The sequence below is a fragment of the Thiomonas intermedia genome (assembly GCF_002028405.1).
Taxonomy (GTDB): domain Bacteria; phylum Pseudomonadota; class Gammaproteobacteria; order Burkholderiales; family Burkholderiaceae_C; genus Thiomonas; species Thiomonas intermedia.
In genome coordinates, this window is record NZ_CP020046.1 from 830,006 (window position 1) to 844,920 (window position 14,915).

Annotated in this window: 15 protein-coding genes; 12 read left to right on the forward strand and 3 right to left on the reverse strand. The window is 65.8% G+C overall.

From position 1 onward, the window contains the following. Positions 1 to 92 precede the first annotated feature (92 nt). Together BVH73_RS03860 and BVH73_RS03865 are read right to left on the reverse strand one after the other, a co-directional pair. Entirely contained in the window at positions 93 to 1,568 is a 1,476-nt protein-coding gene (locus BVH73_RS03860) for a TolC family protein (protein ID WP_079416246.1), read from the reverse strand. A 239-nt stretch (positions 1,569 to 1,807) separates the two neighbouring features. Continuing rightward, positions 1,808 to 2,335 (reverse strand): thioredoxin family protein, encoded by a 528-nt coding sequence (locus tag BVH73_RS03865; RefSeq protein ID WP_245800403.1) that lies wholly within the window; start codon positions 2,333 to 2,335, stop codon positions 1,808 to 1,810. 60 nt (positions 2,336 to 2,395) lie between these two features. Here BVH73_RS03865 and BVH73_RS03870 point away from each other — a divergent pair, with 60 nt between their 5' ends. The 11 genes from BVH73_RS03870 to BVH73_RS03920 all read left to right on the forward strand — a co-directional run bounded on the left by BVH73_RS03870 (position 2,396) and on the right by BVH73_RS03920 (position 12,531). Then, the gene (locus tag BVH73_RS03870) at positions 2,396 to 2,968 is read left to right on the forward strand and encodes a hypothetical protein (protein ID WP_079416250.1); all 573 of its coding nucleotides are present in this window, start codon (positions 2,396 to 2,398) and stop codon (positions 2,966 to 2,968) included. Between the two features lie 50 nt (positions 2,969 to 3,018). Next, positions 3,019 to 3,480 (forward strand): PTS sugar transporter subunit IIA, encoded by a 462-nt coding sequence (locus BVH73_RS03875; RefSeq protein WP_079416252.1) that lies wholly within the window; start codon positions 3,019 to 3,021, stop codon positions 3,478 to 3,480. Beyond that, complete coding sequence (locus BVH73_RS03880) at positions 3,449 to 3,718, forward strand: HPr family phosphocarrier protein (RefSeq protein WP_079416254.1); 270 nt, start codon at positions 3,449 to 3,451, stop codon at positions 3,716 to 3,718. The genes BVH73_RS03875 and BVH73_RS03880 overlap by 32 nt, the downstream gene beginning before the upstream one ends. A gap of 107 nt (positions 3,719 to 3,825) precedes the next feature. After that, the gene (locus tag BVH73_RS03885) at positions 3,826 to 4,428 is read left to right on the forward strand and encodes a Spy/CpxP family protein refolding chaperone (protein ID WP_079416256.1); all 603 of its coding nucleotides are present in this window, start codon (positions 3,826 to 3,828) and stop codon (positions 4,426 to 4,428) included. 79 nt (positions 4,429 to 4,507) lie between these two features. Further along, on the forward strand, positions 4,508 to 5,254 hold the full coding sequence (locus BVH73_RS03890; protein ID WP_079416259.1) for a response regulator: 747 nt from the start codon (positions 4,508 to 4,510) through the stop codon (positions 5,252 to 5,254). A 2-nt stretch (positions 5,255 to 5,256) separates the two neighbouring features. Beyond that, positions 5,257 to 6,372 (forward strand): HAMP domain-containing sensor histidine kinase, encoded by a 1,116-nt coding sequence (locus tag BVH73_RS03895; RefSeq protein WP_079416261.1) that lies wholly within the window; start codon positions 5,257 to 5,259, stop codon positions 6,370 to 6,372. Positions 6,373 to 6,613: 241 nt separating this feature from the next. After that, complete coding sequence (locus tag BVH73_RS03900) at positions 6,614 to 7,480, forward strand: ABC transporter substrate-binding protein (protein WP_079420311.1); 867 nt, start codon at positions 6,614 to 6,616, stop codon at positions 7,478 to 7,480. A gap of 62 nt (positions 7,481 to 7,542) precedes the next feature. Continuing rightward, positions 7,543 to 8,421 (forward strand): amino acid ABC transporter permease, encoded by an 879-nt coding sequence (locus BVH73_RS03905; protein WP_154048418.1) that lies wholly within the window; start codon positions 7,543 to 7,545, stop codon positions 8,419 to 8,421. Beyond that, a complete protein-coding gene (locus BVH73_RS03910; RefSeq protein ID WP_079416263.1) occupies positions 8,418 to 9,182 on the forward strand; it encodes an amino acid ABC transporter ATP-binding protein in 765 nt (254 codons plus the stop codon). The genes BVH73_RS03905 and BVH73_RS03910 overlap by 4 nt, the downstream gene beginning before the upstream one ends. 135 nt (positions 9,183 to 9,317) lie before the next feature. Continuing rightward, on the forward strand, positions 9,318 to 10,298 hold the full coding sequence (locus BVH73_RS03915) for a TAXI family TRAP transporter solute-binding subunit (protein ID WP_079416265.1): 981 nt from the start codon (positions 9,318 to 9,320) through the stop codon (positions 10,296 to 10,298). A gap of 160 nt (positions 10,299 to 10,458) precedes the next feature. Continuing rightward, positions 10,459 to 12,531, forward strand: coding sequence for a TRAP transporter permease (locus BVH73_RS03920; protein ID WP_079416267.1), 2,073 nt, complete (start codon positions 10,459 to 10,461; stop codon positions 12,529 to 12,531). 3 nt (positions 12,532 to 12,534) lie between these two features. Here BVH73_RS03920 and BVH73_RS03925 read toward each other — a convergent pair whose 3' ends face one another. Next, positions 12,535 to 13,014, reverse strand: coding sequence for a GNAT family N-acetyltransferase (locus tag BVH73_RS03925; protein ID WP_079416269.1), 480 nt, complete (start codon positions 13,012 to 13,014; stop codon positions 12,535 to 12,537). A 115-nt stretch (positions 13,015 to 13,129) separates the two neighbouring features. On the opposite strand from BVH73_RS03925, the gene ptsP reads away from it, so the two are divergent. Beyond that, positions 13,130 to 14,881: a phosphoenolpyruvate--protein phosphotransferase gene (gene ptsP, locus BVH73_RS03930; RefSeq protein ID WP_079416271.1), complete on the forward strand. Its 1,752-nt coding sequence runs from the start codon at positions 13,130 to 13,132 to the stop codon at positions 14,879 to 14,881. Positions 14,882 to 14,915 lie beyond the last annotated feature (34 nt).

The window sequence follows — 14,915 nt, forward strand, 5'->3', positions numbered from 1 at the left end:
TGCGAGAAAGATCGGAATGCGTTTACAGATCAGGAGGCCAGTTCAAGGGGCCGTCGAGGGACGGCAGCGCTCACAGGTCCAGGTCATGGGGTTCAAGGCTTGCTGGCACCGGGCGCGGGCGTCGGGGGTTGTGCGACTTGCGCGGCCGGCTGAAGGGGCTGGATGGCCTCGATCGAGAGGTCTCCAAGCGCCAGGCGCAGCGCTGCCCGCTGCAGGTTGACCTGCTGCCTGGCCAGAATCAGATCGGCCCGCGCCTTGTCGAGCTGCGCCTGTGCGCCCTGCACCTCCACCAGGGTGCCCACGCCGTCGGCATAGCGCCTGTTGACGATGCGCGCGGCTTCGTCGGCCTGCATGACGGCCAGTTCACGGATCTTCGCCTGATGGGCGGCATCCACGGCCTTGCGGTAACTGTCCTGAACCTGCATGCCGAGCTGGTTTTGCGCGCTCTGGAGTCTGGCCTGCAGCTCCATGCGCTGCGCCACGGCCTGATCGACGGCATGGCGGGTCACCCCACCGTCGAAGATCGTCCAGCTCAACTGGGCGCCCACGGTGTAGCTGCGCGACTCGAACCCGGCGTTGGGGTCGTTGGTGTCGTAGCGCGCCATGGCCCCGATCTGCGGATAGCGGTCGGCGCGCGCCACCTCAACCTTGCCGTTGGCCGCGGCGATCTGATGTTGCAGCGCCTGAATCTGAGGATTGCGGGCCATGGCCTGGCCGACCCAGGCGTCCGGGTCGCCTTCGGGCATCGACACCCCAACCTCCGGGCCCAGACTGAGGGCCTGGTTCAAGGGCATGCCCAGCACCACATGCAAGCCGTCCATGGCCTGCGCCTCCATATTGGCAGCCTGATCCTGCTGCAGCTTCACCTCTTCCAGATGGACCTGCGCCGAAAGCAGGTCGCTCTTGATCACCACGCCCTGCTTGAGCAGGCTGTCGACCGTCTTGACCTGGCTTTGCGAGGCCTCGAGTGCCTTGGCCGCAACGCCCTGGAAAGCCCGTGCGGTATAGACCCCGTCATAGGCCTGCAGCGCGTGATAAATGATCTGCTGCCGGGCCGCCTGGTCGCCGGCCTGAGCCGCCATCAGCATCGACCGCGCCTGTTGCATGTAACCCTGCAGTTTTCCGCCGGTGTAGAGCGGCAGCTGAGCCTCGATGCGGGTGTTGAAGTTGTTGACCGCGCCGGGATAGTTGAGATTGTCGGGCGCAACCCCGAGCGACTGCGGCCCGAGAAACTGATTGGCGCCAAAATCATTGAACGTCGCCTGCCGCTGCGACAGCTTGATGCCGAAGGCATTGAGCGCGTCATTCGTGCGGGTGACGCCGGCCGACACCGTGATCTTCGGCAGCCTGGCGCCCTCGGCCTGCGCAATGCCGGCCCGCGCCTGTGCCATCTGCGCCTGCACCCCGAGCAGATCCGGGTTTTGCCTGAGCGCGACATCCACCGCCTGGCGGAAATCCAGCGTGTCGGCCTGGGCCTGGGCCTGGGCCAGCGCCCAACCACCCATCATGTAGAGACAGGCACTCGTCAACAGCCCGACGCGCACACGCCGGGGCAAGGAAACCATCATCGTCCAGCTCCGCCAGAAAGAGGAAAGTCAACCGGGAATGCGTGAGATCCTGTCTGAAACACCAGATTTTTCGGGCCATCACCCCATACCCGTGGGTACGTTTTCGAGGATAGCCTTCCGATCCGTCAAGGTCACGCGATATATATACAGGCCGGAGTATATCAATACTCATGGGGGTATATGAATTCCCGCCCCTCTCTGGGGCGCTGTGTCGCCAGCTTGCGACAGCCCTCGCAGTATCAGGCCTTTGTCCCTGAGGTCTTGGCGGTCTTGAGCGCCTGCGCGCTTTCCTTCAAAGCCCGGTCGATGAACGCCCCATAGAAATCCGCCGTCGGCGCACCGGTGATGCGCTCCCCGATTTCCTTGCCGCCCGGACCGAAGAACAGCACCGTCGGCGCGAGCTGGATGCCGAACTGCCGTGCGAGCTGCACGCCCGTCGTGGGCATGCCATCGAATCCCGTCACCGAAGCCCGACTGGTGATCTCGATCTGCTGCACGACATAGCCTTCCTTCGCCAGGAATTGATATTGCGTGCGACGCAGTTTTTCGCAGAAGGGGCAGTTGGGCAGGCTGAACATGACGATCAGCGGCTGGTCCTGGGCCGCAGCCTTGACGGCGCTTTGCTGCAAGTTCTGCACGGGCGGCAAGGGCGTTTCCGCCCAGGCCGCGCCCGCCACCCAAGCCAGAAACAGGGCCACCGCCAGACGCAGAAAACGTCGACCCCAATGCCCAAACACGAGCCCTTGACGGTCCTGTTCAGCTTGCAAGAAACCATTCGACACCAACATACGGCCCCCTCGAATTGCGAGTCACGGGATAATGGCGTCATGTTATTCACAGCTCGATACCCAGCGGCGGCGGCGGTGATCCGGTTCTCCACCTTGTCGATCGCCACCGCGGCGCTCCTCAGCGCCTGTTCTCCTGCTCTCGATTGGCGCGATGTGCGCCCGAAAGACATCAACATCCTGCTGACCTATCCGTGCAAGCCGGAACAGATTGCGCAAGACGTGGTGTTGGCCGATCAGAACATCAAAATGAGCATGACGGGCTGTGTCGCGGACAAGATGACCTTCGCCCTCGCCCATGCCCAGCTGCCCAACCCGACCCTGGCGGCCAGGGCGCTGGGCCAATTGCATCAGGCCGCAGTCGAGAATGTGCGCGGCAAAGTCACGTTCTCTTCGCCTGACATCCCCAAGAACGCCACGCCAGGCCTGCCCGACGCCCTGGATCTCCGCATCGACGGCCTGGCGCCCGACGGCAAGCCGGTGCGGGAGCGCGTACTGCTCTTCAGCCAGGGCAACAGCGTCTACCAGGTCACAGCGTTCGCGCCGACCCACGATTTCAAGGACGAAGCCGCGCAAACATTCGCCGGATCCGTGAATTTGTCCCCCACGCCCTGAAATCCGGCGACCTATCATGTTCTGCAAGATCCATCGTCGGTAAACCCCGTATGCCCGGTCTCTTCATCGTCGCCCATGCCCCACTGGCCAGCGCTCTGAGGGAATGTGCGAGCCATGTGTACGCAGGGTGTCCCCAGAGGCTTCTGGCTTTCGATGTCGCGCCCGATGCCTCGGTTGAAGCCGCGGCACAGGAGGCGCTGGCTGCCTTGAGGCAGGCCGCCAGCGACGGCAGCGCGCTGCTGCTGGTCGATGTCTTCGGCGCCACGCCCAGCAATATCGCGCAGCGCCTGACCGAGCTGGCGAGCGACCTCAAGCTGAAGATCGTCGCGGGGGTGAACCTGCCCATGCTGCTGCGCTCCGTGTGCTACCAGGACGAATCGCTCGACGGCCTCGCGGCCCGCGCCGCGGCAGGCGCCATCCAGGGCGTCATCCAGGTGTCGGCGAGCGCCCCACAACAACAACCGCTACGCAGCCCCTCTCATGCCGCAACGCATCATTCAAGTCAGCAATAAGCTCGGCCTGCACGCCCGCGCGTCGGCCAAACTCACCAAGCTCGCTGGTCAGTTTCCCTGCGATCTCTTCATCTCCAAGGGCACGCGCCGCGTCAACGCCAAGAGCATCATGGGCGTGATGATGTTGGCCGCAGGCATCGGCTCGACGGTCACGGTGGACGCCGAGGGCGATCAGGCCGACATCGCCCTGGACGCGGTTCAGGCGCTGTTCGACGACAAGTTTGGCGAAGGCGAATAGAGCAAGCCGCGTCGACGCGGCTTTACATATCTTCACCCTCGCGAGACCTGCGGGCAAACGCCGGCTCGCAAAATGGATTCATCGTTACTTCCTTCACAAGGACTGCCATGAATCCTCAAACCTCAACCGCTTCGGTGACCTCCTCCAGCGCGCCGTCGCGCCTGCGCCGGACTCTGGGCATGGTCAGCACCATGCTGGTCGTCACCGTCGCCAGCCACGCCGCTTTGGCAAGTGCCCAAACCCCGCCCCCTCCGCCGCCTGCCCCGATGGCGCACGGTGGGCCCGGCATGGGTGGAAAGATGGACCACTGCGGCCCAGGCCATCACGGTGAGCGCGGCATGCAGCGCATGATGGCCAAGGCCGGGGTCACACCCGAGCAGCGGGAGAAAATGCGGGCGCTGCAAAAGCAGTCCTGGGAAAAGGCCCGCCCGGAAATGACGCAAATGCGTGAACTGATGCAGCAGCGCATGAAGCTGCTGGCCGCGCCACAGATCGATCGCGGCGCACTGGAAGCGTTGCGCGACAAGCAGATGACCCTGGCCAACCAGCTCTCGCGCGACCGCACGCAGACCCAGTACGAGATGGCGCAGATTCTCACGCCCGAGCAGCGCGCCAAGATGTACGCCATGATGGAACACCGCATGGAACGCATGAAGCACCATCATGGTCCCGGCATGGGCCCCATGAACGGTCCGGGCATGATGAAATAAGTCCTCGTTCATCAGATGCAGGCCGCTTCGCGGCCTGCGCGTTTTTGCTGAAACTGCGTTTTAGTGAACCGGATCATCCATGACTGCGCAAACCCGCACGCCTCCCAGCCAGCTCCTGCTGGTTGAAGACGATCTCCGCCTGGCCCAGCAGGTCAGTGACTTTCTTCAGACCGCCGGTTGGCAGGTGACCCATGCGGCTAATGCCGCGCAGGCTGAAAACGAGCTCAGCCCTCGACGCGGCGACGCGCCCGGATTCGACGCCCTGGTGCTCGACCTGATGCTGCCCGACGGCGACGGCCTGGACATCTGCCGCCGCCTGCGCACGCACAGCGACCTGCCCGTGCTCATGCTGACCGCGCGCGGCGATCCGTTCGACCGCGTGGTGGGGCTGGAGATCGGCGCCGACGACTACCTCACCAAACCCTTCGAACCGCGCGAGCTGCTGGCCCGCCTGCGCGCCATTACGCGTCGTCGTGCTGGCAGTCTGTCGCCCCGCGATCCGCAGGCCGAACAGATCCTGCGCTTCGGCCGCCTGGATATCGATCCCGCCGCCCGTCAGGCCCGCATCGACGGGGAAGATCGCCCGATGACGGCCTACCAGTTCGACCTGTTGCAGGTGCTTGCGCGCCACCCGGGCCGGGTGCTGACCCGCGAGTTTCTCCTGGGTGCCGTGAAAGGCGAGTCGCTCGAAGCCTTCGACCGCTCCATCGACGTGCACATCAGCCGCATCCGCGCCGCGATTGAAGACGATCCGCGCCACCCGCGGCGCATCCTCACCCTGCGCGGCGCAGGCTACGTCTTCACCAAATCGCAGGACGGCATCTGAACATGACTCCTTCCACGCCGCCACGCGCCGATGTCGCCACCTCGCCCGTGGCCACGACTGAACCCGCCGGGCAGGCCAAGTTGTGGAAGCGCTTCTGGATCGCGCTGATCCTGGCGCTGCTGGTGCAGGCGCTCGTCTCGTCCCTGGTGTTCCACTGGGTGTTCGAGATGGACCCGCAACAGGCCCACATCCGGCGCGAAGCCTTTCGCGCCTTTATGCAGCAGCACGGCGTCGGGCCGCCTTCGCCCTGGCGACATCTTCTTCTCTCGCCCTTCACCGGCACCGTCGTCACCGCCATCCTGCTCAGTCTGGTGACCTTCCCCATCATGCGACGTCTGACGCGGCGCCTGGAAAAGCTGCAGCGCGGCGTGCGGCTCTGGGGCAGCGGCGACCTGAGTGCGCGCGTGCCGGTGGAAGGCCGCGACGAAGTGGCCCAGCTCGCGCAGAGCTTCAATACGGCGGCCGCTCGCATCGAAGCGTTGATGCAAAGCCACAAATCGCTCCTGGCCTACACCTCGCACGAACTGCGCACCCCACTCACCCGGCTGAGGCTGAGTCTGGAAACGCTGGCAACGCCCGCGCCCGCCGCCGCGCGCGATGCCGCGGCGCGCTCGGCCAAGCTCGACCTCGCCGAGCTCGATGCACTGATCGACGACATCCTGTTGTCGAGCCGGCTCGATGCCGCGCCGGGTCAGTCCGTGCATCTCGACGATCTGGACCTGCTCGCCCTGGTGGCCGAGGAGGCCGCCCGCTTCGACGTGGACGTGCACGGCGACTGGATCACCCTGAAGGGCGACGAGCGCCTGCTGCGCCGCGCCGTGCGCAATCTGCTCGACAACGCGCAGCGGCATGCGCCCGGTTCGACGCCCCAGGTCAGTCTGACCGCGGTGCAGGGCGGCGGCATCATCCGCGTCTGCGATCAAGGGCCGGGAATTCCCACCGCCGATGCGCAACGCATTTTCGAGCCCTTCGAACGACTGGGCGGACGCGGCGACGGCACCGGCCTGGGCCTCGCCCTGGTGCGCCGCATTGCCCGGCAACACGGCGGCGACGCCCGCTGCCTGCCACGCACTGGCGGTGGAACCTGCTTCGAGATCTGGCTGGGCTGCAAGCCCTGAGGGTCGCGCATCCCGAGGCCGGTGAACGCCCTTTTGGCGCGGAACTTGCTTGAGGTGCACCGGCCTTCACGCCCTCTTGCGGCGGCCGAGCGCTCCCGAATTTTTACTACCATGCGTGGCCGGATGCGAAAAGTCGTGACAGGACAGGGGGCCCATCGTTCTGCTTCGAGAGCATCCGGGGCTGACTGCCCCGCTGGCGAACATCAAAACATTGCACTTCACACCTTTCAAGGAAAACATCATGACGTTCACTCTTCGCAAGCTCGCATCGCCGCGCCGTCTGGGCGCGCTGACGGGTTCCGTGGCGCTTTGCGCGGTTTTCTGCGCCAGCGCATCCGCAGCCTCCATCGCCCTGCCCCAGAAATTCAAGACGCAAGGCCACCTGACCATCGCGGCCGACGCCACTTACGCGCCGATGGAATTCGTCGCCAAGGACGGCAAGACCCTGGTCGGCGCCGACGTCGATCTGGGCAAGGCCATCGCCAAGGAACTGGGCGTGAAGGCCGACTTCGTCAACGCCAGCTTCGACAGCATCATCCCCGCGCTGCAGTCGGGCAAGTACGACATGAGCATGTCGTCGTTCACCATCACCAAGAAGCGCGAGGAAGTGGTCGACTTCGTCAGCTACATGACGGCAGGCACCTCGTTCTACGTCAAGGCCAAGGACGGCGCCAAGGTCAATGGCCTGGCCGATCTGTGCGGCATGACCGTGGCCGTCGAGAAGGGCACGACCCAGGCCGATGACGCCACCAAGCAAAGCCAGGAATGTGTGGCCGCGGGCAAGAAGGCCGCCACCGTGTCGGTCTTCCCTGACCAGAACGGCGCCAACCTGGCCATCGCCAGCGGCCGCGCCCAAGTCGGCATGGCCGATTCGCCGGTGGCCGCCTGGATCGTCGAGGAATCGCACGGCCAGTTCAAGCTGACGGGCGAGGCCTACAACTCCGCGCCCTACGGCATCGCCATTCCGAAGAACAGCGGCCTGGCCGAGCCGGTCCTGGCCGCACTGAAGAAGGTCATGGCCAGCGGCGAATACGCCAAGATCCTGCACAAATGGGGCATCACCCAAGGGGCGATCAAGGATCCCGCCATCAACCCGGCCGCGCAGTAATGTCGCCACGCTGAGGGACGGCCCACGGGACGTCCCTCAGCCCACCTCGACGCTCCAACACGATGCGACCTGACGACATCCAAGCCATCCCCGCGCGACATCCCGGCCGCTGGATCGCCGCCGCCGCCGTTTTTGTTCTGCTGGTGGCCACGGCTTACTCCTTCACCACCAACCCGCGATTCGAATGGTCGGTCGTCGGTGAATATTTCTTCTCCGTGCGTGTGCTGCACGGTTTGCTGCTGACGCTCGAACTCACCGTGATTTCGATGGCCATCGGCGTGGTTCTGGGCATCCTGCTGGCCGTGATGCGGCTGTCGCACAACCCCCTGGTGGCCGGCGCCAGCTGGTTCTACATCTGGCTGTTCCGTGGCACTCCCGTGCTGGTGCAGATTCTGTTCTGGTTCAACATCACGGCGCTCTACCCCAACATCGGCATCGGCTCCTGGAGCTTCGATGCCAACAATCTGATCACCCCCTTCATCGCCGCCATCCTGGCGCTGGGCCTCAACGAAGGCGCTTATATGGCCGAGATCGTGCGTGCCGGCATTCTGTCGGTGGACGAAGGCCAGAGCGAGGCCGGGGCCGCCCTGGGCATGTCGCGGCTGCAGATCATGCGGCGCGTGGTGCTGCCGCAGGCCATGCGGGTCATCGTGCCGCCCACCGGCAATGAGGCGATTTCGATGCTCAAGACCACCTCGCTGGTCAGCGTCATCGCCGTGAGCGATCTACTGTATTCGGCGCAGCTCATCTACTCGGTGAATTACCGCACCATCCCGCTGCTGCTGGTCGCCAGCATCTGGTATCTGATGGTGACCACCCTGCTGTCGATCGGCCAGTACTACATCGAACGGCATTTCGGCCGCAGCGCCACCCGCAACTCGCCCCGCACGCCACTGCAGCTGCTGCGCGCCTGGGTTGCCCGCTGGAGGGCCGCAGCATGAGCCAGGTCATGGTCAAGGCCGAGGGCGTGCACAAGCGTTTTGGCGCCCTCGAAGTGCTCAAGGGGGTGTCGCTCGAGGTGCAGCGCGGCGAGGTGGTCTGTCTGCTGGGTGCTTCGGGCTCGGGAAAATCCACTTTTCTTCGCTGCATCAACCACCTGGAGCAGATCGACTCGGGGCGGCTGTGGGTGGACGGTGAGCTAGTCGGCTACCGTCAGGTGGGCGACCGCCTGCACGAACTGCGCGAGCACGAAGTCTGCCGCCACCGCGCCGAAGTCGGCATGGTGTTCCAGCGATTCAATCTATTCGGTCACATGACGGCGCTGCAGAACATCATTGAAGCCCCCGTCCACGTGCGCAAGACGCCCAAATCGCAGGCTCTGGCCCGCGCCCACGAACTGCTGACGCGCGTGGGCCTGGCGGATCGGGGCGATGCCTATCCCAATCAGCTCTCGGGTGGACAGCAGCAGCGCATCGCCATTGCCCGCGCCCTGGCCATGGGGCCGAAACTGATGCTGTTCGACGAGCCCACGTCGGCGCTGGACCCTGAACTGGTCGGCGAAGTGCTCGACGTCATGAAGTCGCTCGCGCGCGATGGCATGACCATGGTGGTCGTCACCCACGAGATGGGCTTCGCCCGCGAGGTGGCCGATCGGGTGGTGATGATGCATCAGGGAACCATCATCGAATCGGCGCCGCCCGAGCAGTTCTTCGGCGCGCCGCAGCACGAGCGCACGCGGCAGTTCCTGTCCAAGATCCTCTGAGCGGCTCCTGCCCTGCGGGCGGGGCATGCGGCGCGGCCCTTACGGTCAGGCGCCATCCCGGCTTGCCCTGTTGCATTTGGCGCCAGACCCACTAGCATCGTTTCCGTTTGTAACAATTCGTTCACGGAGACTTTCATGCTCAAGACACCCGCATCCCCCACGCGCCGACGCGTGCTCGCTCTGGCGGGCGGCGCCGCCCTGCTCTCTCCCCTGGGCCTGCGTCAGGCTTTTGCGGCGGAATACATCACCATCGCCACGGGCGGCACCAGCGGCGTGTATTACCCGCTCGGCGTGGCGCTGTCGCAGATCTATACCAAGGCGATCCCGGCCGCCAAAAGCTCGGTGCAGGCCACCAAGGGCTCGGTGGAAAACCTCAACCTGCTCGAAGCCGGACGCGCCGAACTCGGCTTCTCGCTCGGCGATTCGCTCTCCGACGCCTGGAAGGGCGAAGCCGACGCAGGCTTCAAAGCGCCGCTGAAAAAACTGCGCACCATGGCCGCGATCTATTCCAACTACGTTCAAATCGTCGCCCGGGCCGACTCGGGCATCAAGTCCCTGGCCGATCTCAAGGGCAAGAGCATCTCCGTCGGCGCGCCCAAAAGCGGCACCGAGCTCAATGCCCGCGCCTTGTTGAAGGCTGCCGGACTGAGCTACAAAGACTTCTCCAAGGTCGAATACCTGCCTTTCGGTGAGTCGGTGGAGCTGATGAAGAACCGCCAGCTCGACGCCACACTGCAGTCGGCCGGCCTGGGCGTGGCGTCGCTGCGCGACCTGGCCGCCTCGCAGAAGATCGTGGTGGTACCGGTGCCGGACGACGTCATTGCCAAGGTGGGCGATCCGGCCTATCAAAGCGGCGTCATTCCCGCCCATACCTATGAGGGCCAGACCAGCGCGGTGCCGACGGCGCGCATCCAGAACTTTCTGGTCACCCGCGAAGGGCTGAGCGAGGATCTGGTCTATCAGATGACCAAGGCCATGTTCACCAACCTGCCCGAGCTGGTGGCCGCGCACGCTGCCGCCAAGGGCATCAGCCTCAAGGAAGCGCCGCTGAACGCGCCCGTGCCGCTGCACCCTGGCGCGGCCAAGTACTACCGCGAAGCCGGCGTGCTGAAATAAGCCAGCGCGGCCTTCTCGCCCCGGCCCGCCTGCGCGGGCCGTCTCATCCATCGTCTGGCGCCGCCACGAGCGGACGCCACACGTCTCGAAGCACCGCCATGAGCAAGCTGACCCGTTGCCAGGGACTCATCCCGCAACGCGCAGCGCGGAGGAAAATCCAGTGAGCGCCACCGCCGACGACCTCGTCCACACCTCCTCCGAGCCGCACGCCGACAGCGGTCACCAGCGCAGCCTCTCCGGTTTCGCCCAGCGCACCGTCATGGCGGCGGCGCTGGCCTTTTCGGCCTATCAGCTCGTCGTGGCCGCCTTCCACCCGCTGTCGAGTCTAGTGATGCGCTCGCTGCATGTGGGGTTCCTGATGTTGCTCGTGTTCTGGGTCGTGCCCGCGCTCAGGCGCCGAAGCTGGATGCACCGCATTCCGTGGTTCGACTGGCTGCTGGGCGCTGCAGCCTTCGCGCTCGGGCTGTATCACTGGGCCTTCGAAGCCGACCTGATCCAGCGCAGCGGCGACCCGACGCTCACCGACCTCTGGGTCGGCGCCGCGGTCGTGCTGCTGCTGTTCGAGGCCGCGCGTCGCAGCCTCGGGCTCGCCTTGCCGCTGGTGTGCGCGGCTTTTCTGCTCTACGGCCTGTTCGGCCAATACCTGCCCGACGCCATCAGCCACCGCGGCTACGGCCTCGATCAGATCATCAACCAGCTTTACCTCGGCACGGAAGGCATTTACGGCATCCCCACCCTGGTGTCGGCCACCTACATCTTCCTGTTCATTCTGTTCGGCGCGTTTCTGGAACACGCCGGGATGATCCGGCTGTTCAACGCCCTGGCGCTGGGGCTGGTGGGCAGGGCGCGGGGCGGGCCGGCCAAGGTGGCCGTCATATCGTCGGGGCTGATGGGCACCATCTCCGGCTCGGGTGTGGCCAATGTGCTCACCGTGGGCCAGTTCACCATTCCGCTGATGAAGCGCTTCGGCTACTCGCCGGTTTTCGCCGGGGCCGTGGAAGCCACGGCCAGCATGGGCGGACAGATCATGCCGCCGGTCATGGGCGCGGTGGCCTTCATCATGGCCGAAACCCTCAATGTGCCGTATGCCGACATCGTCAAGGCCGCCGTCATTCCAGCCGCGCTCTATTACCTCACCGCGTTCTGGATGGTGCATCTGGAAGCGGGGCGCAAGAAACTGCTCGGCCTGCCCGCCGACCAGATTCCCAACCCCTGGCAGGCGCTGAAGGAGAACTGGCATCTGGCGCTGCCGCTGGCCGTGCTGGTGTGGATGCTGTTCCACGGCTTCACCCCGATGTTCGCCGGCATGATGGGGCTGTCGCTCACCGCCATCCTGCTGCTGGGCGCGGCCATTGCCGCGCGGATGTCGCACACCGCGTTCCGCATGGTCTTCTGGTTGGCCTGCGGACTGGGCGCCGCGGCCTTCCTGCAGTTCGGCATCCTGCCCGTGCTGGGGGTCATTGCCGCGCTGGTCGCCGTGAATCTGGTGATCCAGGGAGGGCGCCAGACGCTGCGCGTGCTGCGCGACAGTCTCATCGACGGTGCCCGCCAGGCCCTGCCCGTGGGCATCGCCTGCGCCATCGTCGGCGTGATCGTCGGCGTGCTCACCCTGACGGGCGCGGCCACGAGTTTTGCCGGGTTCATCGTGGACATCGGCGCGCACAGTCTGCTGCTGTCGCTGCTGCTCACCATGGCGGTGTGCCTGGTTTTGGGCATGGGCATTCCCACCATCCCGAACTACATCATCACCAGTTCGATCGCCGCGCCCGCCCTGCTCAAGCTGGGCGTGCCGCTCATCGTCAGCCATATGTTCGTGTTCTATTTCGGCATCATGGCCGACCTCACGCCGCCGGTGGCGCTGGCCGCATTCGCAGCCGCCTCGGTGGCCAAGGCCTCGCCCATGCGCATCGGCTTCAAGGCCACGCAGATCGCGCTGGCGGGTTTTGTCGTGCCCTATATGGCGGTGTATGACCCGCAGCTCATGCTGCAAGGCGACTGGACCTGGACGGGCGTGGCCTATGTGACGGCCAAGGCCGTGCTGGCCATTGTGTTATGGGGCGCGGTGGCCGTGGGCTATCTGCGTGGACCGATGTCGGTGCCCGAGCGCCTGCTGGCGTTCGCCGCGGCCGCCATGCTGATCATGGCGCTGCCGATGACCGATGAAATCGGTTTCGCCCTGGCCGCGCTCGTGCTGCTCTGGCACGGCCTGCGCACGCGCGCGCAGACGGCGTGACTCTCAAAGCAGTTTCTGCCAGAACTGGGCTCGGCCAAAGGCCGGGTCGAGGGCGTAGGTCTCGAAGCCGAAACGACGGTAACTGGCAATCGCCGCCGTGTTGCCGTCCAGCACTTCCAGGGTGAGCTTGCCGCAGCCCCGTGCACGGGCTTCGGCCTCCACGCGCTGCAGCAGGCAGCGCGACACGCCCTGGCTGCGGTAGGCGGGCTCGACATAGACGTCGTGGACGTTCATCAGCGGGCGCGCCATGAAGGTCGAGAACCCCTCGAAGCAGTTGATCAGCGCCACGGGTTCTGCGCCGTCGCAGGCCATCACGCCGAAATAGTCGGCCCGCTCGCGCAGGCGTTGCGCCAGAACGAGCTTGACCTCATCGGCCAGATCCTCGCCGCCGCCCATCGGATCGCGGGCATAGCGCGAAATCAGCCCGGTCACGGCCTGGGCATGTTCGGGTCGGGACAGGTCCACATCGACGAGGGTCAACACGCGAAAATCTCCTCAAGAAAAGAGACGCCACCACGGCGCTCCGGATCGGTCGGCATCGTAGCGCGGCCCCTGCACGGGGCGTGATCGCGCCGCCCCGTGCGGCTACCATCGCGGCATGGCGCTCCAACTGTTCGGTATCCCGGTTTCCCGCGGCATGGCCATCGGTCGTGCGGTCATCCTCGCGTCCGCGCGACTGGATGTGGCGCACTACTTCATCGACCCGGGCACCGAAGAGGCGGAGATCGATCGCCTGCGCGCCGCGCGCCGCGCCGTGCGCGCCGAACTCGACACGCTCAAGGCCGATCTACCCGCCGACGCGCCCAGCGAAATGGCGGCCTTCATCGACGTGCACAAGCTGCTGCTCGACGACCGGCAGATGGCCCTCGACACCATCACCTGGATCCGCCAGCGCCGCTACAACGCCGAGTGGGCGCTCACCGCCCAGCTCGACGTGATTTCGCGCAGCTTCGAAGAGATGGACGACGCCTATCTGCGCGAGCGCATCGCCGACGTCGAGCAGGTGGTCGAGCGCGTGCTGCGCGCCCTGCGCGGCAGCGCCGGGCTGGCCCGCTCGGCCAGCGGCAACGGCGATCTGGTGCTCATCGCCCACGACATCGCCCCGGCCGACATGCTGCAGTTCAAGACCGGCGTGTTCCGCGGCTTCGTCACCGATGTGGGCGGCAAGACCTCGCATACCGCCATCGTCGCCCGCAGCCTGGACATTCCCGCCGTGGTGGGCGCGCGCTCGGCCGGCAGCCTGATCCGGCAGGACGACCTGGTCATCATCGACGGCGACAGCGGCCTGCTCATCGTCGACCCGTCGCCCGTCATCCTCGAAGACTACCGCCTGCGCCAGCAGGAGTCACAACTGGCGCGCGAGCGGCTCAAGCGCCTGAAGTTCACCCCGGCCCGCACCCTCAACGCCGAGCCGGTGGAGCTGCTGGCCAATATCGAGCAACCCGAAGACTGCACGCCGGCACTCGAAGCCGGCGCCGCCGGCGTGGGCCTGTTCCGCACTGAGTTCCTGTTCATGAACCGCGGCGGCGATCTTCCCGGCGAGGACGAGCAATATGCCGCCTACAGCCGGGTGATGCAGGCCATGCAGGGCAAGCCCGTCACCATCCGAACCATCGACATCGGTTCGGACAAGCCGCTCGATGCCGAGGACCACCGCGACGGCGACTTCACCCACCTCAACCCCGCACTCGGCCTGCGGGCCATCCGCTACAGCCTGTCCGATCCGGCCATGTTCCGGGTGCAGTTGCGCGCCCTGCTGCGTGCTTCGGCGCTAGGGCCGTTGAAAGTGCTCATCCCGATGGTGGCCCACGCCAGCGAGATCCGCCAGACCTTTGCCGAACTCGACAAGGCCCGCGTTGAGCTCGCAGCCGAAAGTGTCCCGTTCGGCCCGGTGGAAGTCGGCGCGATGATCGAGGTGCCCGGCGCCGCGCTGGCGCTGCCGCTGTTTCTGCGGCACTTCGACTTCCTGTCCGTCGGCACCAACGACCTCGTGCAGTACACCCTGGCCATCGACCGCGCCGATGAGAGCGTCTCCAACCTGTACGACCCGCTGCACCCGGCCGTGCTCGGCCTGCTGGCGCAGATCATCACGCAGACGCGGGCGGCTGCCAGCTGGAAAGGCCGCCCCGTGGACATCAGCGTCTGCGGCGAGATGGCCGGCGACCCGGCCATGACGCGGCTGCTGCTGGGCATGGGGCTGCGCAGCTTTTCCATGCATCCGTCGCAGATCCTTGCCGTCAAACAGGAAGTGCTGCGCGCCGACCCCGACAAGCTCGTTCCTCTGGTGCAAACCGTCCTGTCGAGCTTCGAGCCCGAGGAGCTTCACGCCGCGCTGACCGCGCTCAACTGAACCTCATCGCGGCCCGCACGCGGAACCCCTGGGA

Coding starts and splice junctions, on each gene's coding strand:
- BVH73_RS03890 (WP_079416259.1), top strand. CDS start 4,508: ATGACTGCGCAAACCCGCACGCCTCCCAGCCAGCTCCTGCTGGTTGAA.
- BVH73_RS03905 (WP_154048418.1), top strand. CDS start 7,543: ATGCGACCTGACGACATCCAAGCCATCCCCGCGCGACATCCCGGCCGC.
- BVH73_RS03860 (WP_079416246.1), bottom strand. CDS start 1,568: ATGATGGTTTCCTTGCCCCGGCGTGTGCGCGTCGGGCTGTTGACGAGT.
- BVH73_RS03915 (WP_079416265.1), top strand. CDS start 9,318: ATGCTCAAGACACCCGCATCCCCCACGCGCCGACGCGTGCTCGCTCTG.
- BVH73_RS03870 (WP_079416250.1), top strand. CDS start 2,396: ATGTTATTCACAGCTCGATACCCAGCGGCGGCGGCGGTGATCCGGTTC.
- ptsP (WP_079416271.1), top strand. CDS start 13,130: ATGGCGCTCCAACTGTTCGGTATCCCGGTTTCCCGCGGCATGGCCATC.
- BVH73_RS03895 (WP_079416261.1), top strand. CDS start 5,257: ATGACTCCTTCCACGCCGCCACGCGCCGATGTCGCCACCTCGCCCGTG.
- BVH73_RS03885 (WP_079416256.1), top strand. CDS start 3,826: ATGAATCCTCAAACCTCAACCGCTTCGGTGACCTCCTCCAGCGCGCCG.
- BVH73_RS03910 (WP_079416263.1), top strand. CDS start 8,418: ATGAGCCAGGTCATGGTCAAGGCCGAGGGCGTGCACAAGCGTTTTGGC.
- BVH73_RS03875 (WP_079416252.1), top strand. CDS start 3,019: ATGCCCGGTCTCTTCATCGTCGCCCATGCCCCACTGGCCAGCGCTCTG.
- BVH73_RS03900 (WP_079420311.1), top strand. CDS start 6,614: ATGACGTTCACTCTTCGCAAGCTCGCATCGCCGCGCCGTCTGGGCGCG.
- BVH73_RS03880 (WP_079416254.1), top strand. CDS start 3,449: ATGCCGCAACGCATCATTCAAGTCAGCAATAAGCTCGGCCTGCACGCC.